Annotated in this window: 24 protein-coding genes and 1 tRNA gene; 14 read left to right on the top strand and 11 right to left on the bottom strand. The window is 67.0% G+C overall.

Annotation, left to right across the window (positions count from 1 at the left end):
• Positions 1-27 precede the first annotated feature (27 nt).
• The 3 genes from CDOO_RS01565 to nth are packed head-to-tail and all read right to left on the bottom strand — an operon-like array spanning position 28 to position 2137.
• Entirely contained in the window at positions 28-741 is a 714-nt protein-coding gene (locus tag CDOO_RS01565; protein ID WP_018021514.1) for an NUDIX hydrolase, read from the bottom strand.
• A complete protein-coding gene (locus CDOO_RS01560) occupies positions 741-1322 on the bottom strand; it encodes a TlpA family protein disulfide reductase (protein ID WP_018021515.1) in 582 nt (193 codons plus the stop codon). Before CDOO_RS01560 ends, CDOO_RS01565 begins: the two co-directional genes overlap by 1 nt.
• On the bottom strand, positions 1319-2137 hold the full coding sequence (gene nth, locus CDOO_RS01555) for an endonuclease III (protein ID WP_018021516.1): 819 nt from the start codon (positions 2135-2137) through the stop codon (positions 1319-1321). The genes CDOO_RS01560 and nth overlap by 4 nt, the downstream gene beginning before the upstream one ends.
• A 39-nt stretch (positions 2138-2176) precedes the next feature.
• Here nth and CDOO_RS13825 point away from each other — a divergent pair, with 39 nt between their 5' ends.
• Entirely contained in the window at positions 2177-2338 is a 162-nt protein-coding gene (locus CDOO_RS13825) for a hypothetical protein (protein ID WP_018021517.1), read from the top strand.
• Positions 2339-2524: 186 nt separating this feature from the next.
• Positions 2525-3208 (top strand): CRP-like cAMP-activated global transcriptional regulator GlxR, encoded by a 684-nt coding sequence (gene glxR / locus CDOO_RS01550; RefSeq protein WP_018021518.1) that lies wholly within the window; start codon positions 2525-2527, stop codon positions 3206-3208.
• A 62-nt stretch (positions 3209-3270) separates the two neighbouring features.
• Here the strand turns inward: glxR and CDOO_RS01545 are convergent, their stop codons facing one another.
• Genes CDOO_RS01545 through CDOO_RS01535 form a run of 4 tightly spaced genes read right to left on the bottom strand, consistent with a single transcriptional unit; the run spans position 3271 to position 5041 of the window.
• Positions 3271-4086 (bottom strand): MBL fold metallo-hydrolase, encoded by an 816-nt coding sequence (locus CDOO_RS01545; RefSeq protein ID WP_018021519.1) that lies wholly within the window; start codon positions 4084-4086, stop codon positions 3271-3273.
• 5 nt (positions 4087-4091) lie between these two features.
• On the bottom strand, positions 4092-4571 hold the full coding sequence (locus tag CDOO_RS01540; RefSeq protein WP_018021520.1) for a RidA family protein: 480 nt from the start codon (positions 4569-4571) through the stop codon (positions 4092-4094).
• Complete coding sequence (sp36, locus tag CDOO_RS13820; RefSeq protein WP_162138662.1) at positions 4572-4727, bottom strand: Sp36 family protein; 156 nt, start codon at positions 4725-4727, stop codon at positions 4572-4574.
• Positions 4728-4747: 20 nt separating this feature from the next.
• Positions 4748-5041, bottom strand: a complete 294-nt coding sequence (locus CDOO_RS01535) for a WhiB family transcriptional regulator (RefSeq protein WP_018021522.1) — start codon at positions 5039-5041, stop codon at positions 4748-4750.
• 242 nt (positions 5042-5283) lie between these two features.
• On the opposite strand from CDOO_RS01535, the gene CDOO_RS01530 reads away from it, so the two are divergent.
• From CDOO_RS01530 to CDOO_RS01520, 3 genes are all read left to right on the top strand, one after another.
• On the top strand, positions 5284-7710 hold the full coding sequence (locus tag CDOO_RS01530) for a transglycosylase domain-containing protein (RefSeq protein ID WP_020384568.1): 2427 nt from the start codon (positions 5284-5286) through the stop codon (positions 7708-7710).
• 24 nt (positions 7711-7734) lie between these two features.
• Positions 7735-8652: a metallophosphoesterase gene (locus CDOO_RS01525; protein ID WP_018021524.1), complete on the top strand. Its 918-nt coding sequence runs from the start codon at positions 7735-7737 to the stop codon at positions 8650-8652.
• A gap of 59 nt (positions 8653-8711) precedes the next feature.
• Positions 8712-8788 (top strand) — tRNA-Pro (locus CDOO_RS01520).
• Positions 8789-8843: 55 nt separating this feature from the next.
• On the opposite strand, the gene CDOO_RS01515 is transcribed toward CDOO_RS01520, so the two are convergent.
• A complete protein-coding gene (locus tag CDOO_RS01515; RefSeq protein ID WP_018021525.1) occupies positions 8844-10271 on the bottom strand; it encodes a hypothetical protein in 1428 nt (475 codons plus the stop codon).
• Positions 10272-10385: 114 nt separating this feature from the next.
• Between CDOO_RS01515 and CDOO_RS01510 the strand changes: the two genes are divergently transcribed.
• The 7 genes from CDOO_RS01510 (at position 10386) to CDOO_RS01480 (ending at position 16750) form a co-directional block, all read left to right on the top strand.
• On the top strand, positions 10386-13322 hold the full coding sequence (locus CDOO_RS01510; RefSeq protein ID WP_020384569.1) for a DUF4040 family protein: 2937 nt from the start codon (positions 10386-10388) through the stop codon (positions 13320-13322).
• A 1-nt stretch (position 13323) separates the two neighbouring features.
• Entirely contained in the window at positions 13324-13722 is a 399-nt protein-coding gene (locus CDOO_RS01505; RefSeq protein ID WP_018021527.1) for a cation:proton antiporter subunit C, read from the top strand.
• A complete protein-coding gene (locus CDOO_RS01500; RefSeq protein WP_018021528.1) occupies positions 13719-15239 on the top strand; it encodes a monovalent cation/H+ antiporter subunit D family protein in 1521 nt (506 codons plus the stop codon). The genes CDOO_RS01505 and CDOO_RS01500 overlap by 4 nt, the downstream gene beginning before the upstream one ends.
• Before the next feature lie 3 nt (positions 15240-15242).
• The gene (locus CDOO_RS01495) at positions 15243-15656 is read left to right on the top strand and encodes a monovalent cation/H+ antiporter subunit E (RefSeq protein ID WP_018021529.1); all 414 of its coding nucleotides are present in this window, start codon (positions 15243-15245) and stop codon (positions 15654-15656) included.
• The gene (locus tag CDOO_RS01490) at positions 15656-15928 is read left to right on the top strand and encodes a hypothetical protein (protein WP_018021530.1); all 273 of its coding nucleotides are present in this window, start codon (positions 15656-15658) and stop codon (positions 15926-15928) included. Before CDOO_RS01495 ends, CDOO_RS01490 begins: the two co-directional genes overlap by 1 nt.
• A 7-nt stretch (positions 15929-15935) precedes the next feature.
• Entirely contained in the window at positions 15936-16292 is a 357-nt protein-coding gene (locus CDOO_RS01485) for a Na+/H+ antiporter subunit G (protein ID WP_018021531.1), read from the top strand.
• Positions 16293-16408: 116 nt separating this feature from the next.
• Positions 16409-16750, top strand: a complete 342-nt coding sequence (locus CDOO_RS01480) for a hypothetical protein (RefSeq protein ID WP_018021532.1) — start codon at positions 16409-16411, stop codon at positions 16748-16750.
• Between the two features lie 215 nt (positions 16751-16965).
• Here CDOO_RS01480 and CDOO_RS01475 read toward each other — a convergent pair whose 3' ends face one another.
• On the bottom strand, positions 16966-18567 hold the full coding sequence (locus CDOO_RS01475; protein WP_018021533.1) for a catalase: 1602 nt from the start codon (positions 18565-18567) through the stop codon (positions 16966-16968).
• Positions 18568-18700: 133 nt separating this feature from the next.
• Between CDOO_RS01475 and CDOO_RS01470 the strand changes: the two genes are divergently transcribed.
• Positions 18701-19249: an RNA polymerase sigma factor gene (locus tag CDOO_RS01470; RefSeq protein ID WP_026159298.1), complete on the top strand. Its 549-nt coding sequence runs from the start codon at positions 18701-18703 to the stop codon at positions 19247-19249.
• A 105-nt stretch (positions 19250-19354) separates the two neighbouring features.
• Entirely contained in the window at positions 19355-20677 is a 1323-nt protein-coding gene (locus CDOO_RS01465) for a YkvI family membrane protein (RefSeq protein WP_018021535.1), read from the top strand.
• A gap of 79 nt (positions 20678-20756) precedes the next feature.
• Here CDOO_RS01465 and CDOO_RS01460 read toward each other — a convergent pair whose 3' ends face one another.
• The gene (locus tag CDOO_RS01460) at positions 20757-21062 is read right to left on the bottom strand and encodes a hypothetical protein (RefSeq protein WP_156111863.1); all 306 of its coding nucleotides are present in this window, start codon (positions 21060-21062) and stop codon (positions 20757-20759) included.
• A 359-nt stretch (positions 21063-21421) separates the two neighbouring features.
• The gene (locus tag CDOO_RS01455; RefSeq protein ID WP_155861299.1) at positions 21422-22474 is read right to left on the bottom strand and encodes a hypothetical protein; all 1053 of its coding nucleotides are present in this window, start codon (positions 22472-22474) and stop codon (positions 21422-21424) included.
• Positions 22475-22633: the final 159 nt, after the last annotated feature.

Here is a 22633-nt window from a genome sequence, read left to right as displayed (position 1 = left end):
ATGCGCTCTGACTCTACCCGCCCTCCCCTATGACTCCTGGTTCCTCGACGCCGCCAGTTCGCTGCGCAGACTCCGCGTCGACCGACGGTCCCATTCCTGTTCCCAGCCGCCGGCCCGCAGCGCGGCGTCGATGATGGCGCCGGTGAATCCCCAGATGAGATAGCCGTTGCTACGAAACGCCGGGCCACGGTAGGTGAACCACTTGACCATGACCCGGTTGGCGGGGTCGGCCAGTTCGGCGATGGGGGCGACGTAGACGTCATCGGTCTCCTCCAGACTGGTGGCCACCAGCTCGGAGGGCTCGTCCCAGTACGCCAGCACGGGGTGGACGGGGTTCTTGTTGGTGCGCACGTGCGCGGACTCGAACTGCGCCAGCGGGGTGACACTCAGGCGGTCGAGGCCGGTCTCCTCCCAAGCCTCGCGCAGCGCGCAGTCCACCGCGTTGATGTCGCCCGGATCCACCCTGCCTCCGGGAAAGGCCATCTGACCGGCGTGCGAGCGCATCGTCGGTGAGCGGTGTGTGATGAGGACGCCCGCGTCCGCCGCCAGCGTCGTCGACGCAGGGTCGCCGCTGAGCAGGACGAGCACGGCCGCCTCTTTGGCGGTCCTGCCGATCGCCCGGCTCTCCGAATCTGAGCCGGAGTTCTCGGCGAGCCGGCGCAGCCACGGTGGGGCCTGGTCGGGGCGCAGCTCGACGTTGTCGCCGGGGTGGTCGGGTCCGGGGGGAAGGATCACGGGCATCAGGACACCCCGGCCAGTGCGTCGTCGACGGCCCGGGCGATCTCCGCCTCAGAGGCGAAGGTCCGCGGGAAGAACTCCACCATCTCCCCGTCGACGAACAGTGCGGTGACGGGCACGACCCCGGGCAGCCCCAGGGTGCCGGCGAAGGAGTTGTCGGAGTCCTGATAGCTCGGTAGATCCACCCCCACATCATTGAGGAACGCCGCGCCATTGGCCGCATTGGAGTCTGCGTGCACCCCCACGACCGAGACCCCGGGATGCGACCGGGCGTAATCCTCCAGGTACGGAAGCTCGTCGCGGCAGGGTCCGCACCACCAGGCCCAGACGTTGGCGAGGACCACGCCCTGCTCGGTTCCGGACGTGCCGTCTTCGCCCCCGAGGCATGGCAGCTCGACGTCGCCGACGCCGCCGGCCGGACAGTCGGGCCGCTCGGCGACTTCAGCGACCTCGGCGGGCACGTCCTCCGGAGCCGCCTCGGGCGAGACTTCCGGGCCCCGCAGCAGGGACAGCACCCCGGCCACGACCAGCGCAGTCAGGACTATCCCCACGACGGCCGAGAGGATGACGGTTCGGCGATTCACTCGTCCCACCCTGCCATGGCGAGCAGATGTTCCCGATCCGGCGAGGTCACCAGGGCCGCAGCCTCCACCGGGTCAGCGGGGCCGTCGACCCCGAAGGACGGGCAGTCCGCCGCCAGGAAACACACCCCGCAGGCCGGTTTCTTCGCGTGGCACACCCGGCGTCCGTGCCAGATCAGCCGGTGGGAGAACATCGTCCACTCCTTTTTCTCGATGACCTCCGCCACCGCATGCTCAATCGTCACCGCATCGCGTTCCGCGGTCGGAGCCACCAGTTTGAGACGCTTCACCAGCCGCTGAAAGTGCGTATCGACGGTCAGTCCAGGCAGGTCGAAGGCATTGCCACGAACCACGTGCGCGGTCTTTCTGCCCACCCCGGGGAGACTGACGAGGTCATCGAGGGCCTCGGGCACACGGCCGTCGAAACGCGAGACCAACGCCTCGCCCAGCCCGATGAGGTGCCCGGCCTTGGCGCGGAAGAAACCGGTCGGGCGGATGATGCGCTCGATCTCCGCGCGGTCCGCCCGAGCGTAGGAACCGGCGTCGGGGAACGTGCGGAAGAGCTCCGGGGTGACCTGGTTGACGCGGACATCGGTGGTCTGCGCGGAGAGAACGGTGGCCACAAGAAGCTCGAGCGGGCTGGTGAAGTCCAGCTCCGCGTGAGCGTCCGGGTACGCCACCGCCAGGGTCCGGTTGATCCGCCGGGCCCTGCGAGTGGTCCCGATAGGTGTCTCCTTTCCCCGCGCCGCGACGTGCGCCGCGACCTTCGGCCGTTTCGTCCAGGTCAGCGAAGCGCCGGACGGGGGATTCTCAGTCATGCGCACAGTCTAGTTTGTCGCCGGGTTACCATTGGCCCCATGATCGTCATCCTCGTACTCATCGTGCCGGTGGCCCTGGCGCTGTTCGTTCTGTGGATGGAGCGGCTGGAGGCCGTCGTTCTCCACCAGCCACCGGTGCCCGTGAACGCCAGTGCACACCCGGAGCCGGGCGCGGAAACCCGTGCCGACACCGACTCCTGACGCTTCCGCGCCCTAGGGCATATCTTTTGGTACGGCGAGGTCCGTTTGTGACTTGTTTCCCCTCCATGCACATGCAGTGACCAATTGCACTGTAGAGTGGCCGGCAACACATATTTAGACTTTCCTGGTCACAATGCTGACCACACCTAACACGCAATCGCACCGTCGATGAGCGAGGAGCAGTAGATGGAGAACGTTCAGGAGATCCTGTCCCGGGCCGGAATTTTCCAGGGGGTGGACCCCAGCGCGGTCAACAGCCTCATCACCGAGCTGGAGTCCGCCAACTTTGCGCGCGGCACCACGATCTTCGACGAGGGTGAGCCCGGCGACCGGCTCTACATCATCATCTCCGGCAAGGTGAAGCTCGCCCGCCACGCCAGTGATGGCCGCGAGAACCTGCTCACCGTGATGGGACCCTCCGACATGTTCGGCGAGCTGTCCATCTTCGATCCCGGTCCGCGCACCTCCTCCGCCGTGTGTGTCACCGAGGTCCAGGCTGCCACCATGAATTCCGAACTGCTGAAGAAGTGGATCTCGGATCACCCCGAGATCTCCCAGCAGCTGCTCCGCGTGCTGGCCCGTCGTCTGCGCCGGACCAACGCCTCGCTCGCCGACCTCATCTTCACCGACGTGCCGGGCCGCGTGGCCAAGACGCTGCTGCAGCTGGCTAACCGCTTCGGCATCCAGGAGGGTAGCTCGCTGCGAGTCAACCACGACCTCACCCAGGAGGAGATCGCCCAGCTCGTCGGCGCCTCCCGGGAGACCGTGAACAAGGCCCTGGCCACCTTCGCCCACCGCGGGTGGATCCGCCTGGAGGGCAGGTCGGTGGTCATCGTCGACACCGAGCACCTGGCCAAGCGCGCCCGTTAGCCCCGCAGAAAACGGCCCCTCCTTCGGAGGGGCCGTTTTCTGGTGCGCTGTCCGGGTGCGAGCTAGGCGTCCTGGGCGTCGAGGTAACGCAGCGCGACGCGGGTGGACTGCGCCGCCGCGTCCCGGAGCACCGGATCGACGTCCTGGTACATCTCGTGCACGAGTTCAGTCACGGTGACGTCCTTGCCCAGCCGTTGCCTCGTCTCACGGATCTGATCCAGGCGGTGGTGGCGACGGGCGATGTACTTCCGGGCGAAGGCCGCGACGTCCTCGCCGTCCGCGCCGTGCCCGGGCAGCAGGCGGACGGACTGACCGCGCTTCTCCAGGTTGGCCAGGGAGTCAAGGTAGGCGCCGAGGTCGCCGTCGGTCTCGGAGATCATCGTCGTGTGGCGCCCGGCGATGGTGTCGCCGGTGAGGATGCCCTCGAGCTCCGACTCCCCCGCGATATCGCTGTAGACGAAGAAGGATGCGGAGTCGCTGGTGTGGCCGGGGGTGTGCACGACCTCAATCTGCGGCGTGACCTCGTCGAGGGTAATGATCTCCCCGTCCTTCAGTGGCTCCCCGCCGAAGCAGTACTGCTCGTCGAACGCCCGCACCGGTGCGCCGGTGAGCTGGTGCAGTCGCTGGGCGCCGTCCGCGTGATCGTGGTGGCGGTGCGTCAGCAGGATGAGCCCGACGGTCTCCGCCTTCGCGGACAGGCTGTTGAGGTGGCCCTCATCCTCGGGGCCCGGGTCGACGACGATGGACACGTCGTCGTCGGGGGCCCGGACGATCCAGGAATTTGTCCCCTCCAGGGCTGCGTAGCTGGGGTTTCCGCACAGGACGACCCCCACGGATTCGGTGACCGGACGGAGTTGATTGTAGGCAGGGTGCTCCATGCGGATCAGCTTAGCTTCTCCGGGTGGGATCCTGAGACCTCTACGACCACTTCGATCTCCACCGGGGAATTCGCGGGCAGAGCGGCGACGCCGACTGCCGAGCGCACATGCACTCCGGCGTCACCGAAGATCTCGGTCATGTAGTCGGAGGCGCCGTTGGCCACCTGCGGCTGACCGTAGAAGTCCGGGGCTGAGGAGACGAAGACCACGAGCTTGAGCACGCGGGTGACGTTGTCGATCCCGACCGCGCCGTCGATGGCGGCGAGGGCGTTGAGCGCGGCGGTCCGGGCGAGACTCTGCGCCTGCTCGGGGGTGACGTCGGCGCCGACCGCGCCGGTCAGCGGGAGGGCGCCGTCCACCATCGGCAGCTGCCCGGACGTCCACACCTGCTCGCCGACCACCGTCGCGGCGGTGTACGAGCCCAGGGGTGCCACGGGCGCGGGCAGGGAGATTCCCAGTTCAGCGAGCCGTGCGCTGGCGGTCATCTACTGCACCTGTCGCTTCATGTAGGCGATGGAGTTCTCCGGGTTCGGGCCCGGCGTGACGGACACGAGCTCCCATCCGTCCTCTCCCCAGGTGTTGAGGATCTGGGTGGTTGCGTGGCTGAGCAGGGGCACGGTGGCATATTCCCAAGAAGTCATGGTTGCCACCCTACCGCCACCTACCGCGGGGAAAGTTCTCCCAACCCGGCGATCTCCCCGCCGTCAGCGAAGAACTGTGCCCAGCTGGTCACGTCGGGGTGTGCACGCAGCAGCGCGCGGCGCTGACGTTCGGTGAAGCCACCCCAGACACCGAATTCAATGCGGTTGTCCAGCGCGTCGGCGAGGCACTGGTCGGCGACCGGGCATCGACCACACACCGAGGCCGCTACGCCGCGCTGTTCGGCGCCACGCACGAACAGGAGATCGGGATCTCCCGCCCGGCAGTGGGCTCGGGTGACCCAGTACGCACGCATGTACTCCTCGGGCGTGACCCTGGTCTTTTCTGCTGCTTCTGTCACCAACGCGTTCATCTTCAGCTATCTCCCTAGGGGCCTACAGCGGGCCTGCCGACGCCTTCGAGCGGGCCGGTGATCTCCACTCCAGAAAATCAGACACATGAAGTTTCTCACATAATCCTCAGCCTCGCGAACGGGTCACACGTTATGGGGGCAATGTGTGGTTCCGTACGTTCACCGCAGGACGTAAGGTAACGGTGGTGAATGATCGACAACCCCTCCTGAAAGCGCTCGCCGCCACCGTGGCTGCCGGCCTGCTCATCGCCCTGGCCATGGCCCCGGTCGCCGGATTCGCGGGGGTTGCCGCCACGAGGACGAACGCGACCATGCAGACGAACCTCGAGGACATGGCCACCGAGCGCATGCCGGGTGTGACCACGGTCAATGACGCCACCGGGCAGCCGATGGCGTTTCTGTACTCGCAGCGCCGTTACCCGGTCGCCCCGGAGCAGATCTCGCAGCCGATGAAGGACGCGATCGTCTCCATCGAGGACCGTCGTTTCTACGAGCATGAGGGCGTGGACATCCAGGGCACGGCGCGCGCGCTGGTGACCAACCTCGTCGCCGGCGGGGTGGAGCAGGGAGCCTCGACGATCAATCAGCAGTATGTGAAGAACTACCTCCTGCACGTGGCCGCCACGTCGCCGGAGGAGCAGGCCGCGGCGACGGAACAGTCGGTCCCCCGCAAGCTCCGCGAGATGCGGATGGCCACCCAGCTCGACGACGATCTCTCGAAAGAGGAGATCCTCTCGCGCTACCTCAACGTCGTCCCGTTCGGCAATCACGCCTACGGCATCGAGGCCGCGGCCCAGACCTACTTCGGCATCCCCGCCGCGCAGCTCAATGTGGCTCAGTCCGCCATGCTCGCGGGCATGGTGCAGTCCTCGGAGTACCTGAACCCCTACACCAACTACGAGGGGGTGGTGGAGCGCCGCAACACGGTGCTGCAGTCCATGGCCGACTTCGGCGCCCTGGATCAACCCACCGCCGATGCCCTGGCCGCCGAACCGCTGGGCGTGCTGGAGGAGCCGGCCACCCTGAGCAACGGGTGCATCGCCGCCGACGACCGGGGTTTCTTCTGTGACTACGTGATCAACTACCTCGAGGCCAAGGGCGTCCCCGAGGACCAGCTCATCAACGGTTCCCTCACCATCAACACCACCCTCGACCCGCAGTCGCAGGACGCGGCGCACAACGCCGTGACCGCCATGGTCGATCCCCAGCAGCCGGGGGTCGCCGAGGTGCTCAACGTCGTCGAGCCCGGCCAGGAGTCCCACAACATCCTCGCCATGACGTCGTCACGCAACTACGGCCTCGACCTGGAACAGGGGGAGACCTACCTCCCCCAGCCCACGTCGATGGTCGGCAACGGTGCCGGTTCGGTGTTCAAGATTTTCACCGCGGCAGCGGCTCTCGAGCAGGGTGCCGGACTAGACGAGGTCATGGCCGTGCCCACCCGCTACGAGGCCCAAGGTCTCGGTGCCGGTGGCGCGGCGAACTGCCCGGCCAACACCTACTGTGTGGAGAACGCCGGCAAGTACCAGCCCCAGATGTCGCTCGAGCAGGCCCTAGCCTACTCCCCCAACACCACGTTTGTCATGCTCATCGAGCGGGTCGGGGTGGACGCGGTCGTCGACATGTCCGTGAAGCTGGGGCTACGCTCCTACGCCGAGCCGCAGTCCTACGACGAGGACTACTCGGTCGCGGACTACTTCAAGGAGGCCAACCTCGGTTCCTACACGCTGGGCCCCACGGCGGTGAACCCGCTCGAGCTGTCCAACGTGGGTGCCACCCTCGGCTCCTCGGGCATGTGGTGCGAGCCCAACCCGGTGGTGTCGGTGACCAACCGCGACGGCGCGGAGATCGCTCTGGAGCGCCCGGCCTGCGAGCAGGTCGTTGAGCCGGAGCTGGCCAACGCGCTGGCGGACGCGCTCACCGCCGACGTGGAGTTCGGCACCGCCCGCGACGCGGCCGCGGCCACCGGTTTCGGCGGGGTCGCCTCCACCAAGACGGGTACCACCGAATCCAACCAGTCCTCGGCGTTCCTGGGCTTCAACAACGCGTTCGCGGCCGCGCCCTACATCTTCAACGACGGCACCACCACCACCCCGTTGTGCACCGGCCCGGTCCGTCAGTGCCAGGGCGGCAACCTCTTCGGTGGCCTCGAACCCGCCCGCTCCTACTTCCTCGCCGCCCAGGGATCCCCGTTCGCGGCGCAGGGAGGTCTGCCCACCGGGGGTACCGGAAACTACGGTCAGGGCACGTCGAACGCACTCTTCGGAGACCTGCGGGGCACGAGCGAGTCGGTGGCCCGGCAGCGACTCCAGGCCCGGGGCTACACGGTGGTGGGCACCCTGACCGTGCCCGGCAGCGGACTGCCGGCGGGGACGCTGGTGGGCGTGAGCCAGGTCGGCGGCGGCCGCGACGTCGAGCTGCTGCTGTCCGACGGCGTCGGCTTCGTCCCCGCTCCCGCTCCGTCCGCGTCCGCCGCTCCGGTTGCACCGGCCGCACCCGGCGCGCCGGCTCCGGCACCCGCCCCGGTGCCGCCGCCCCCGGCCAACCTGGATCAGCTGGCGGAGGACCTCGACTCGGCCTTCCAGGACCTCGCCAACCAGTTCGGCTTCTGATCCCCCGCGGGTAGGATCGCGCGGGTGAACATCTCGCGCGTCGTCCTCCGTCCGCTCCTGACCGGCAGCGCCCTCGCCGCGGCCGCTGCCGGCGCGTTTCTCGCCTGGGGCAACACGGAGCTTCGGCGATTCGAGCTAAAGAAGGTCACGCTTCCGATCCTCGAACCCGGAACCCTGCAGGGCGCCGAGGCTTTCCGGATCCTGCACATCTCCGACCTCCACATGATCCCGGGTCAGAAGACCAAGATCGCCTGGGTGTCCGCGCTGGATGCGCTGACCCCGGATCTGGTGGTCAACACCGGCGACAACCTGTCCGACGCCGCCGCGGTGCCGGACACCATCGCCGCCCTCGAACCACTGCTGGATCGCCCCGGAATGTTTGTCTTCGGCACCAACGACTACTGGGCGCCGCAGCTTCCGAATCCGCTGAACTACCTCGTCGGCAAGCGTCGCACCCCGTCCTACGTGGACCTTCCCTGGCGCGACATGCGTGCGGCCTTCATCGAGCGCGGCTGGCAGGACGCGACGCACGCCCGCCTGGAGTTCAAGGTGGGGCAGCTGCGTCTCGCGGCGGCAGGGGTGGACGACCCGCACCACGACCTCGACCGCTACGCGGAGATCGCCGGCCCGCCCAACGAGGACGCGGACCTTTCCCTGGCGTTGCTCCACGCGCCGGAGCCGCGGGTCCTGGAGAAGTTCGCCGCGGACGGCTACCAGCTCTCCCTGTCGGGTCATACCCACGGCGGGCAGTTCTGTCTGCCGGGGTCGAGAGCGATCGTCACCAACTGCGGCATCGACCGCGAGCGGGTCCAGGGGCTGCATGACTTCGCCGGCATGGCCATGCACGTCACCAACGGCCTGGGGACCTCGAAGTTTGTGCCGTTCCGCTTCTTCTGCCGCCCCTCGGCGACGCTGATCAGCGTGGCGGAGCGCCCCCGCTAGCGATTTGGCCGGGCACTCGACTCTGGCCTATAGTATTCCGAGTACCGCAGGGTACTCGCCGGGATATGGCGCAGCTTGGTAGCGTGCCTCGTTCGGGACGAGGAGGTCGCAGGTTCGAATCCTGTTATCCCGACCACAGAGAAAAACCCCCGGGCCACACTGGTCCGGGGGTTTTCTCATGGAAAATGACGCTACTCGACGCCCCGTCGACCCCTCCCCAGAGCAACCACCCCGATGACGGACACCACGGCCAGCAGCGCCACCCCGGTCCACAGCGAGGCCACGGACCCAGCGTTGCCCAGCGCGGTCAGCGAGGTCGTGGCCCAGTGCAGCGGGGACAGGTCCGCGAGGACTCGTAGCCACATGGAGACCTCGGAGGTGGCGGCGACGCGCCATACCCAGCCCACCAGCCCGAGCTGCGCGATCCCGAAGACCGCGGCGATGACCGATCCCCACAACGGACCGGCGAGCGAGGTCAGGACGTAGGCCGCCGCGGCGGAGGCCAGGGTGGCCAGGACAAGCAGCCCGGCGGAGCCCGCCACCGCGCCCGCGCCGAGACCGGCGCCGAGGACCAGCAGCGCCACGGTCCCGGCGAGCACGGATCCCAGGGTTCCTGCGCCGAGAATGAGCCAGCGGCGGCTCGGCAGCAGCCAGGCGCCCACGCCGACGGCCAGCCCGGCGAGCATGGCCAGCGCGGCGATGAGCAGCGCGGTCTGCGGGGGCAGCACGCTGCGCGCCTCCTGCTGCCCGTCCGCGGGGGTCGCCGCCCAGGCCGGGGCGGGCATGGCCCGGTTGATCTCGTCGATCTTGGCGTCGGTGTCCACCGCGAGTTTGTCGATCTTCTCCGCACCCTCGTGGAGCGAGCCGATCGCCTCGTCGGCCGTGCCCGCGCCGGCGTTGAGTTCCGCCAGGCCGTCGGAAAGATCCCGGGCCGCCTGGGTCGCGGTGAATACCCCGTCGTGGAAGGCGTAGCCGGGCACGGCGAGCTGGTTGGACAGTTCCCGGGCGCCGTCGCGAAGCTCCGTGACCTTGGCCAGCGAGCCCTCGTCCAGGGGGATGTTCTGTGCCTGGTCCCGCACGGAGATGAGCTCTGCCCGCGCCCGGACGACCTCGGGGTCGGTGTTGCCCTCGAGCGCAAGGATCGTCCGGTTCATCGGCTCGACGATCTGGCCACGTACCGCGCCCAGGCCGAGCAGCGGCTCGGTGGCGGTTTGGACACCGTCGGCGACCCGGGTCGCACCCTGACCCAGCTGGCCCACTCCTGCCTGCAGCTGCGTCATTCCGCCAGAGAGCGACTGTGCCCCCGTCGCCGCCGAGTCGATGCCGGTGGTGAGCTGGCCGGCGCCATCGTCAAGCTCCTGCGTCCCGGCGACCAGGTCCGAGGTGCCGGTGGTGAGCAGGCCCGACTGGCTGGCGGCCTGCCCCGCCGCGCGACGAGCCGCCACCAGGTCCTCCGCGCCGAGACCGCCGGGTGCCTGCGCGGCAGGCGCGCCGGTCACCTGCTCGTCCACACCGGTCCACGCGTCCGCGGGTTCGAGCTTAAGCGTCGCCCCGAGCACGGCGGCGGCGACAGCGACGAGAACAATCAGCCCGGCGAGCAGGGCGGGAACACGATTCATGCAGGACACGCTAATGATTCCCAGTTCAAACCCCAGGAGGCGCTCCGGGTGATCCGGTGTGTAACGTTTACTGGTAATTTAGATCGCCGATACTTTCACAGATTTGAGGTGCTGATGGCACTGCTGCCTGTAGTTCTCCTTGCCACCCTGGCCGTGGTCGTAGCGCCCGTCGCCACCCGCCTCCTGGGGAGGAACGCGGGTTGGCCGCTCGCCCTCCTTCTCCTCGCCGCCGCCGGGCTGCTGCTCCGCGAAATGAACGGGGTGATGGGCGGGACACCGCTGGCCTACGACGCGGTGTGGGCCCACGACGTCCTCGGCCCCGGCCGCGACGTGCTCATCTCCCTGCGTGCCGACGGCCTGGGCATCTTCTTCGCCCTACTGGCCCTGGTCATCGGCGCGATCGTGTTCATCTACTCGGCGGCGTATCTGCCCAAACGCGGGGGCAGCACCAGCTTCTACACGCTGATGACCGCCTTCACGCTGTCCGTGCTGCTGCTCGTGCTCGCCAATGATGTCGTAGTGCTGTTCATCGCCTGGGAGCTTGTCTCGCTGGCGTCGTTCATGCTCATCGCCCGCTCGGGTTCCTCGGGAGAGGTCGGGTCGGTGCGCACGCTGATCCTCACCTTCTTCGGCGGCCTGACGCTGCTGGCGGGCCTGGCCACCGCTGCCGTGACCACGGGGTCAACCAACCTGCAGACCATCCTCCACTCGGACGTGTGGGCGCAGCGCCCCGGCCTGACCGCGCTGGTGGCGGTGCTCATCGCCGTCTCCGCCTTCACCAAGGCCGCGCAGTTCCCCTTCCACTTCTGGCTCCCCGAGGCAATGGCGGCCGCCACCCCCGTGTCGGCGTTCCTGCATGCGGCGGCGGTGGTCAAGGCCGGCATCTACCTGCTGATGCGCTTCTCGACGATCTTCCACGACGTGGCCGTATGGAACTGGCTGCTCATTGTCGTGGGCATGTCCACGGCCATCATGAGCGCGATTTTCGCCATCCAGAAGACCGACCTCAAACACCTCACCGCCTACTCAACGGTCTCCCACCTCGGCTGGATCGTAGCCACCATCGGCGTGGGCACCGAGTTCGCCCTGGCCGCCGCCCTGGTGCACACCCTGGCGCACGCGCTGTTCAAGTCGAGCCTGTTCATGCTCATCGGTGTCGTCGACCACGAGGCCGGCTCCCGCGACATCCGCCGCCTGGGCCCCATCTGGCGCAAGATGCCGTGGACATTTGGCTCCACCGTCGTCGCGGCCCTGTCCATGGCGGCCGTGCCGCCGCTGTTCGGCTTTGTGTCCAAGGAGTCCATGATCACCGCGTTCCAGGACGCCCCGATCGGCGCCGCCGGCGCCGTCGTTCTCCTGGTTGCCGCGGGCATCGGCGCTCTGCTGACCTTCACCTACTCCGCCAAGATCGTCTTCGGCGCGTTCGTCGACGGGCCCCGCAAGGTCGACCACGTTCACGAGGCGCCGGTCCGGCTCTGGCTCCCCGCGGCCCTGCCCGGGCTGCTCTCCCTCCCGCTCGCCTTCGCTCTCCCGCTTCTCGACGCCCCCGTCACCGCGGGCGTCGAGGCAGTGACGGGCCCGGTGGGAGAGGGTGTGCACGAGACGCACCTCGCGCTCTGGCACGGAGTCACTGTCCCGCTGCTCATCTCCCTGGCCGTCGTCGTGCTCGGCGTGCTGGGCGTTCTGGCCCGCAAGCGGATCTGGTCGGCGTTCGAGTCCCGCGCGCTGCTGCCCTTCGACGGCAACGGCGCCCTCGCCGGGCTGGAGAAACAGTCGGCGCGCTTCGGCGAGCTCACCGGCTCGATCGCCTACACGCTCAACCCCTCGCGCCACCTGTTACCGATGATCGTCCTCATCATCAGCCTCGGCCTGGTCACGCTGCTGGGAACCACGGGTGTCGACGGCATCACGCCTGCCCCCCGCACGCCGGGCCTGGACAACCCGTGGGACCTGCTGCCCCTGGCCGTCGTCGCCCTCTCGGTCGCCGGCATGGTCGTCTCCCGCTCCCGGCTCACGGCCGCGGTGCTCCTGGGCACCGTCGGCGTGGGCATGAGCCTGCAGATGCTGCTGCTCGGCGCCCCGGACGTGGCGCTGACGCAGTTCCTCGTGGAATCGCTCACCGTCATCGTGCTCATGCTCGTGCTGCGCCACCAGCCGGAGAAGTTCCCCGCCGTCCCCGCCGGCCGCAAAGTCTTCGCCGCCGTGATGGCGGTGCTGGCCGGCGTGGTCGCCTTCGCCGGGGTGCACTCCCTGCTCGGGCGCCGCGAGCGCTCCGAGCTGGCCATGTGGTACCTCGACAACGCCTACGACCAGGCGGGCGGACAGAATATCGTCGCCCTCATCATCGTGGAGTTCCGTGGTTTCGATACTCTCGGCGAGCTCTCCGTCCTGGGCATGGGTGCGATCGTGCTCGCCGCCCTGGTGTCCTCGATGCCGCGTTACCCCTTCAACCGGGGAACGCACCCGGCACCGTTCGGCCAGTCGGAGCTCAACTCGCTGCCGCTGCGCAGGGTTGTCGTACTCGTCGTCCCGGTGCTCGCCGTGCTCAGCGTGCTCATCTTCTTCCGCGGCCACACCGCACCCGGTGGCGGCTTCGTCGCCGCCCTGGTGATGGCCACCGCGTTCGGCCTGTCCTACATGTCCAAGGGCCGCGACGAACCCGTCGTGGGCGAGCAGGTGCCGGTCTGGCTCACGGGCATCGGCATCATCGTCGCCATCAGCTCCGGGTTCCTAGGTCTTCTCGAGGGCGGATTCCTCTACGCCATCCACGGGGAGATCCTCGGCGAGCACATGACCACCTCGCTCATCTTCGACGGAGGCATCTACCTCGCGGTCCTGGGCATGCTCACCATGGCCATCAACGCCCTGGGCGGGTATCTCCGGCCGGGCTTCGACAGCTCGCGGAGGCTCCCGGACGCGGCCTCGGCAGACGAGGCCGACGAGGACCATCCCTCCTCCATCAACCCGGCCGATTCCCCGATGGCCGTGACCGCGCCGTCGAGAAGCCCCGGCGAACCCGGAAGCACAGCCGACCTCAAGGAGGATGCCTGACATGATCATGGCACTGACCATCTCCGTGCTCGTGGCGGGCGCGGTGTACCTCATACTGCAGCGCGGCATGGTGCGCATCATCATCGGCATGTCGCTGATGTCGCACGCCGCCAACCTCATGATCCTCGCCACCGGCGTGGGCGCCTGGCGCGGCGAGGCCTTCTACGGCACGCGCGATCTCTCCCAGGCCGCCGACCCGCTGCCGCAGGCCTTCGTGCTCACCGCGATCGTCATCGCCATGGCCACGACGACCATCCTGTTGGCTACTGCGGCGCTCGGGCGTGACGACGACACCGTCGACACCGTCGACAAACTCGGCGACACGTCTCCCCGCCGCACCCGCCACCCCGTCTCGACTCTCGGGCGTGACGCCATCATCCAGAGAAGGGGCCGCTCATGAGCGTCGACGCCGTACTCCCGCTTTTTGTCGCCACCCCGCTGATCCTCGCGGCCGTCGCCGTAATCAGCCCGTGGAAGTGGCTGCGCGACACACTGCACATCGCCGTGCCGGTGGCCGCCGCGGCCGGTGGCGCCTGGCTGTTCGCCTACACCAACGCCCACGGCACGATCTCCCACACGATCGGCCTCTATCCCGCCGGCGTGGGCATCTCCTACGCCGCGGACCAGTTCTCGGCGATCATGATCGTCACCACGATGACCGTCGCCGCCACCGCCAACTGGTTCGCCTCCGCAGCCGGGGAGACCCGCTCGCGGTTCTACCCCTCGCTGACGCTAATCCTCATCACCGGCGTCAACGGCGCGCTGCTGACCGCTGACCTGTTCAACTTCTTTGTCATGATCGAGGTCATGCTCCTGCCCTCCTACGGGCTGGTGGCCATGACCGGTAGCCGCAACCGACTGCGCGGCGCCCGCATCTTCGTGCTGGTCAACCTCGCCGCATCGACGCTGCTGGTCGTCGGCGTCGGCTTCGTCTACGGCGTCACCGGAGCGGTGAACATCGCCGCGCTCCAGGGAGTGGCGGCGGGCAACGGCCCGGCGACCGTGGCCATGGGCCTGGTCATCATCGCCATCGCCGTCAAGGCCGGTGTCTTCCCCGTGCACACCTGGCTGCCGCAGACCTACGCACACTCCTCCGCCGCGGTGATGGGCCTGTTCTCCGGTCTGCACACCAAGGTCGCGGTATACATGCTCCTGCGCATCTACGTGGTCATCTTCGACCTCGAGGACCGGTGGAGCTGGCTCATCATCGCCCTCATGGTGGTGTCCATGATGGTGGGGGCCTTCGCCGGACTCGCGCAGGGCACGATCCGCAAGGTGCTGGCCTACCAGATGGTCACGGGCATGCCGTTCATCCTGATCATGCTCGCCTTCGCCGCGGACGACCCGCGCACCGCGATCGCCGCTGCGCTGCTCTACACCATGCACCACATGATCACCGTTGGTTCGCTCGTGCTCAACTCCGGTGCCATCGAGGAGACCTACGGCACCGGCCTCCTCCGCCGCCTCTCGGGCCTGGCGCGTCGCGACGTCTGGACCGCCGTCATCTTCGCCGCCGGCGCCTTCTCCGTCGTCGGTTTCCCCCCGTTCTCCGGACTGTGGGGCAAGGTCCTGCTCATCGTCGCCGCCGCCGGCTCCGGCGACGCCCGCTCCATCGTCGTCATCACGGCGATCATCATCGCCTCCTTCGGCGCGCTGCTGTCCATGCTGCGGGTCTGGCGAATGGTCTTCTGGGGCAAGCCCATGCGCTCGGATCTGCACGTGCGCTGGCAGTTGCTCGCCCCGTCCGCCGCGCTCATGGTCGTGTCGCTGGGCATGTTCGTGCTCGCCGGCCCGCTGCTCGGTGCGGTCTACGCCGCGACGGACTCGCTACTCGACGTCCCGTCCTACACATCCGCCGTCCTCGGCGACGACGCCATCGGTATCCCCGACATGTCCGACCTGCAGGGAGGAAGGTAAACCATGCACGTCCTCGTCTACATCCCGTGGCTGATCAAGGAGATCTTCGTCGCCGGATTCCACGTCGCGTTCCGGGCACTGCGCCCGGACATCGGCTTCACCCCCACGGTGATCCGCTACCCGCTGCGCGTGACCAGCGACTGGGAGATCTTCTGGTTCTCCACCTCGATCACCGCCACCCCGTCGACGCTGTCGCTGGGCCTACGCGAGCCCAGCGAACCCGGCGGCCCCCGCATCCTGCTGGTCCAGGACGCGTTCGGGAATGACCCCTCGGACACGTCCCGCAGCCTCGCCGACATGGAGGAGCGCCTCGCACCCCACGTCAAGGGCATCGATCACGGGGTGCCCGGGCAAGGCAGCGTCGATACGCTGCCGGAGAAGTACTACGACTACACCAGTCCGTGGGAGGGCAAGTGATGAGCATCTTCGAATGGATTCTGCTCGGCTCGATCGGTGTCATCGCGCTGAGCATGCTCTCCGGGCTGGTGCTCATCCTGCGCACCGCGGACATGCTCAGCCGGGCGGTGCTCTCCGACCTGATCTTCTACTCCATGATCGTGCTGTACCTGATCTGGACGATCCCCAACGAGACGTACATCGGCTACGAGATCGCCATTCTCGCCGGCATCGTCGGCGGCGTCATGCCGACGCTGTCCATGTCGCGCATCATCACCCGAGGCCGGAGGTAGCCCCACCATGACCATCGTAGAAATCATCGTCGCCGCCCTGGTGGTGCTGGCAGCCTTCATGACCGCCGCGACCGCCATCGCTCAGTGGCGCGCACCGGACGCCCTGACCCGGGTGAACCTCATGGGTCCGCTGGTGTGCGTGGCCTTCCCCGTTCTGCTGGTGGCCAAACTCATCTGGGACTGGTCCACGGAGGGCTTCGACCCGGCCAACCTCCTGCGCGCCCTGATCGCCATCGCCGGCGTGTGGATCGTCGCCTCCATCGGCTCGTTCTACCTGGCCCGCGGAATCTACGGCGTCACCGTCGTGGACCGGACGGGCCTGGAGGGCGAGACCGAGGGAGCCCCAGAGGGCGGGCGAGGCTAGGACCCGCCGGTCACCTCGCCTGACGGACGAAGTAGTAGTACCAGCCGTCGCTCATGCTGAAACAGTAGGTCGCGCTCAGCGGCTGCTGATCGTCGTTCTGCTCGCACGTCGACTACGTGCCGAACGGCCCCATCGTCGCCCACTCCTTGCCCGCCCCCGGATCCTCGGCGGGGAAAGACGGCCACTGCTCCTCCACCACGGGCTCGGGCTCGGCAGCCTGGGCATCCGACTGCTGCGCTTCCCGGACCACCGACGCCAGAGATGCGGATGACCCGGACAGTTCCTCCACCTCCGCGCTGTGCGACGCCGATGCCGCGGAGGACTGCCGGGCTTCCGACGATACCGACGCTGCCGAGGCGGCCAAGGACGCGGACGCCGAAGATGCGGACGCCGCCACCACGGACGACGCGGATGCGGCAGCGGACGAGGCCGCCGCCTCCTGCTCCGCTGCGGAGTAGCCGCAGGCGGTGACACTGCCGGCGAGAGCGAGAGTGAGCAGACCAGCCGCGGCCCGGTGGCGGAAGGGTTGTGCTTTCCTATGCATAGCCGTGACCCTAATTCCCCCATATCCCCGCCCGCGAGCGTTCCGGGGATAGCTCCCCGAAACGCTCAGGGCAGAAAAAATTCCCTCCCCGCGCAGATGCGGGGAGGGAATTTTCAGTAGATCCGGGCCTTAGGTCTGGGAAATACCGTTCGCCTGCTCCCAGGAGGTGGCCTCAGCCTTGACCTCTGCGAAAGCAGCCTTGACGCGGTTGCCCAGGTCCTGGTCGACGGAGGACCAGTACCAGTAGCAGCGCTCTTCGGTCTCGGGGGAGACGCCGTTCATCGCGCCGGCGATGTTCTCGGCGAGCTCCTGCTTCTGCCCCTCGTTGAGGACCTCGCGGTAGAGGATGCCGGGCTGGACGAAGTCGCCGTCCTCAGCATGCTGGATGTAGGCGCCGCGGTAGAGGTCGGAGCCGTGGGTGTCCACACCGTGCAGGGAGTCGGTGGTGTCACCGTAGCGGTTGGCCTCGCCGAACGTGTCACCGTGGTTCGAGGTCTGACCGTCGTCGAGGTAGCCCGCACCCTTGCTGTAGCGGTTCGGGGTGTAGCCCGGGGCGTCGGACGGGTTGAACTGGTAGCTCATCGGGCCCTTGTGACTGTACGTGTTGATGTCACCGTTGAGCGGCTGGTTCACCGGCAGCTGGCGGTAGTTCGGGCCGATGCGGTAGCGTTGCTGATCCGCGTAGGCGAAGAGACGGCCCTGAAGCATCTTGTCCGGGGAGAAGCCGATGCCCGGAACCAGGTTGGACGGATCCAGCGCGATCTGCTCGATCTGCGCGTGGAAGTTCTCCGGGTTGCGGTTGAGCTCGAAGTAACCGATCTTCTTGCGCGGGTAGTCCTTCTTGGACCAGGTCTTGGTCAGGTCGAAGGGGTTGTAGCGGTAGCCCTCAGCCTCGTCGACGGGCATGATCTGCACCTCGACGGACCAGCGCGGGAAGTTGCCGGACTCGATCGCGCGGAAGAGATCCTCGCGGTGGAAGTCGGCGTTCTTGCCGGCCATCTCCTCAGCCTCGGCGGCGGTGAAGTTCTGCTCGCCCTGCTCGGAGATGAAGTGGTACTTGACCCAGAAGGCCTCGCCCTGCTCGTTGGTCCACTGGAAGGTGTGGGAGCCGTAGCCGTTCATGTGGCGGGTGGTCTTCGGGGTGCCGCGCTGACCCATGAGGTAGGTCACCTGGTGAGCGGACTCGGGCGTGCGGGTCCAGAAGTCCCACTGCATGTCGGCGTCGCGCAGGCCCGAGGCGCCGAGGCGCTTCTGGGAGTGGATGAAGTCCGGGAACTTGATCGCGTCGCGCACGAAGAAGATCGGGGTGTTGTTGCCGACGAGGTCGTAGTTGCCGTCCTCAGTGTAGAAACGCAGTGCGAAGCCGTGCACGTCGCGCCAAGTGTCCGGGGTGCCGGACTCGCCCGCGACGGTGGAGAAGCGGATGGCCAGCGGAGTGGTGGTGCCCTGCTGGAAGAGCTTCGCCTTGGTGAAGGCGGAGACATCCTCGGTGATGTGCATCTCGCCGAAGGCGCCGTGGCCCTTGGCGTGGGGGATGCGGTCGATGACCATCTCGCGGTTGAAGTGAGCCAGCTTCTCGATCAGGTGGATGTCATTGAGGATGACAGCGCCCTGCTGGCCCTGCGTGATGGAGTGGTTTTCCGAGGCAACCGGCGCGCCGTTGAGGCGGGTCGTGTTCTGGTGGGGGGTGTTGGTCTTGCCCTTGTTCAAGACGTCATCAACGCTTGCCATGGCTTACCTTCCTTCTTGCTATTAATCGTCACAGATTGATTGGTCCTGACTAAGAGGATACCCGAGGCCGCGACCTCCCGCAACGACTTTGCCGACCCGGACCCCGGCGTTCTACCTGCTAACCTCCTTTAACGTGTCCCCCCATCCCGCGCATGACGACGAGCGTGTCACCGAGCTCGCGCTCCGGGCTGGTCGCGGCGATAAAAAGGCTCTCACCGCCTTCATCCGGGCAACGCAGGACGACGTCTGGCGCCTGCTCGCCCACCTCGGCGGGGTGGAGACAGCCGACGATCTCACCCAGGAGACCTACCTGCGGGTGATGGGCGCGCTCCCCCGCTTCGCCGCCCGGTCCTCTGCACGCACGTGGCTGCTGTCGCTGGCCCGGCGTGCGTGGATCGACAACATCCGCCACGAACGCGCGCGGCCCCGGAAATCCGCCACGGAATACGAGGATGCCGCCGCCACACTGGCTGCGCCCGGCGCAGACCAGGGCAACTGGAGCGAATGGATGGACGTGAGGTCGCTTCTCGACGACCTGCCGGCCGATCGTCGAGAAGCACTGATCCTCACCCAGGTGCTGGGCTATTCCTATGAGGAGGCCGCGCGCATCACCGACGTGCGTGTGGGAACCATCCGCTCACGCGTGGCGCGTGCCCGGAAGGACCTTATCGAACGCTCCTGAAGTGCTTCGCGTTTAATTGGTAGAGCATCAAGGCGTGAGGCCGCCGCGGCATAAAGAGTCCGTGACTGTACGAGCCCTCCGCCGAAACCTCGAGAGAACCCCTTTATGTTTCAACGCGCTATAGGTATCGCGCTCGCCTTCACCGGCATCATCGTCGGTGCCGGTTTCGCCTCCGGCCAGGAGGCGTTGCAGTTCTTCGTCGCCTTCGGCACCTGGGGGCTGGTCGGCGCGGTCATCGCCTCAATTCTCATGGTCGTCACCGGCATCGCCCTGCTCCAGCTGGGCAGCTACTACCAGGCGAAAGAGCACACGGCCGTCCTCGGCCGCATCTCCCACAAGGTGGTGGCCTGGGTCCTGGACATCTCGACCATCATCACCCTGTTCTCCATCGGCTTTGTCATGTTCGCCGGCGGCGGAGCGAACCTCAATCAGCAGTTCGGCTGGCCCATGTGGGTCGGTGCGGTTGCCATGCTCGTGCTCGTCCTCGTGACGGGCATGCTCGACGTGGACAAGGTCTCCGCGGTCATCGGTGCCATCACACCCTTTGTCATCATCTTCGTGCTCTTCGTGACCATCTGGACGATGTTCACCTCCGAGTGGAACTTCGCCGAACTCAACGTGGCCGCCCAGGACGTGCAGACCAACCTTCCCAACTGGTGGATCTCCGCGCTGAACTACATCGGCCTCTGCGTCATGACGGCCGTTTCCATGGCCATCGTCATCGGCGGCAATATGATGGACACCAAGGCGGCCGGCTGGGGCGGAGCCCTCGGCGGCGTCTTCTTCCTGGTCATGCTCATGCTCCTCGTCCTGGCACTGTTCCTCCAGGTCGACACCGTCAACGGCACCGCCATGCCCGTGCTCACGCTCATCAATGAGATCCACCCCTGGCTCGGTGTCGCTATGACGTTTGTCGTTTACGCCATGGTCTTCAACACCGCCGTCGGCATGTTCTACGCGCTGGGCAAGCGCCTGACCCGCAACCGCCCGGCGCTCTACCGCCCGGTCTTCATCGTCTCGTGCCTCGTCGGCTTCGGACTCTCCTTCATCGGGTTCGAGTCCCTCGTCTCGTCCGTCTACCCGGCGCTGGGCTACCTGGGAATCCTCATGATCGTGGTCATCGCCGCGGCCTGGATCCGCGGTGGCTCAAAACTGCGCGCCGAAGGCCGCCGACGTGCGCGCGCCCTCGCACTCACCGAGCGCAAGCTCGACCCGCGCATGCGCTTCTCCAAGCGCAACCAGCGTGAGCTGGACAAGATCACCGCGGCCTCCAACATCCCCGAGGAGGACTTCGCCGAGCACCTGGAGAACGAGGTGCACGAGAAGCTCGAGTCCGACGACGATCTCGACTACGACCGCGAGGATCCCCCGGCAACGGTCACCTACGTGGCCCACACCGAACCCGCTCCGGTGGAGGATCTGAAGTAGCACCTCCCCGACGCAGAAGAACGGCGCTCACCGGTCCACGGTGAGCGCCATTTTTCTATTACTAGTTCGAGCGCAGACCCTAGCTCAATGCCCAGCCCACGGAGGACGTGTCGGACTCGCGATTAGTGCTACTGGGCACCACGTAGCCGATCGCCATCAACCCGGCACCGGCCATTGCGGCGCCCGCCAGAGCCCCACCTTCCGGCCCGGCCATCCGAGCACCCAGCTTGGCTGCCAGCCGAGCGGCCTGATCGCGGTACATACCGCTGTGTTGCTGCAGGTGAGGGTTAGAGGCCATGATCTGGCTCCGCATTTGCCCCACCATGACGTCCATGCCGGGGACATGAACCTGGGAGACCAGTCCGGCAGGGAGCAGGGATAGCATGGCCGCTCCTGCTTCTCGGGCCGCATCCTCCCACGCGAAGGTGCTGCCCGCGTCCACGTTTTCGCCTCCCTGCGCCTGGGTTGGGACGGCCAAGCCGAGGCACGCGACAGCGCCGACCGCCAAAACACTCATCGCTTGTTTTATCAGCCTCGCCACTTCCTGGACACTTGATAGGCACACTGGCTCATAGAAATATATTGAGTGGCGCTCGCATCGTTTCTCATAGGTTCGCCGGCCAATATGCTGTGTTCTTCCCTGGCCTGGGAGAGCGCGGACCACGGGAAGGCCCGTAACAGATGAAAGGCACCTCGCCCGCATGGGATTGAGGTGCCTTTGCATCTTCGAACCTGACTCGATTCTCAGCTCTCGCTAGATCCGGAGCTCAGAGTTGCTGACCCCAGCAGTTCCGCGCTGCCCCGGTCGGGGCTCAGCGACGACCCCGCCAGTGAGCTTCCGCTCGAACCCGGCAGACAGTTGCTGGCTACGTACCCGGTAGCCAACAGCCCGGCCGCGATCAAAGCTGCACCCGCCAGGGCCCGTCCTTCAGGCCCCGCAAGGTATCCGTCCAACCGGGCGGCGAGCCGGGCCGCATCCCCGTTGAAGATGCCGGTCTGTTGCTGAAGCCGGTTGTTGGCGTCCGCAATCTGCTGCCTCAGTTGGCCCGCAAGAGCATCGATGCCGGGCACTCGCACCTGCGAGGCAATGCCCAGCGGGATCAGGAGCAGCAACGGGAGGCCGACCGATGTGGCTGCGGCTGTGCACTGCTCCGAGGAACCGGACGGAAGGGGTTCAGTACAGGGCCGCGCAGCTTTGAAACTCACGCGAGTTGCCGGGGCGTCCCCGGAAATGTTGGCCTGTCCGAACTGGAGAACCGATGATGCCCCTTCTTTCAGCTCTCCGATAGAGGCCGTCAGCGTCCAGGTGCCGTCGTCGTTCTGCCGAGGCGCGTTAATGACCCACTCATCCGAGACATCGCCGTCGGGTACCGGACCCCATCGGGGGTCCGTCGGGTGGCCACTGGGTAGTGAGGGGTTGTATCCCGAGATTGTCTTGGTTCCTCCGGTAGCCAGCTGAATCGTTGTTACCGGGGTGAACACCGTGTCCTGGCTTCGTACGGGCTCTGCGCCCGCAGGAAAATCAAAGGTCAGGGTGACGTCGGTGAGATTCTGGCCTGCAGCAATAGGCACCCGCCAGTTGTTGTCGAAGTGCTGCACACGCATGAAGAGCGGCCCGTCGACGGTACCCGCGTCCTCCAGGAAGCCGTTTCGCTCAAAGACGACCAATCCTCTGTCCGCCACGCCATAGGAACTGATGTCGTAAGCACAGGTGTTGGATCGATTTCCATTTTCGGCGTCAACCGACCAGTAGTACGCAGGTTCCCCGATAGCCTTCGAAGCCACCGTGAACTCCACCAGACTCATTTTGTACGTCACACCGTTGTGGACGTACGCCGGCGTCCCATGCTTCTAGTCCCCCCTAATGAGAGGCGACGTTCCGACGATCAGCAGTTTTCCGTCTGGCCGCCGGTCCAGTTGGAATTGGCCATAGGTCGGCTGCGGCAGTGGCAAGTT

It is taken from the genome of Corynebacterium doosanense CAU 212 = DSM 45436 (genome assembly GCF_000767055.1).
Lineage (GTDB): Bacteria > Actinomycetota > Actinomycetes > Mycobacteriales > Mycobacteriaceae > Corynebacterium > Corynebacterium doosanense.
Note: the sequence above shows the minus strand (reverse complement) of the source record. Positions and strands in the feature narration are given on the sequence as shown.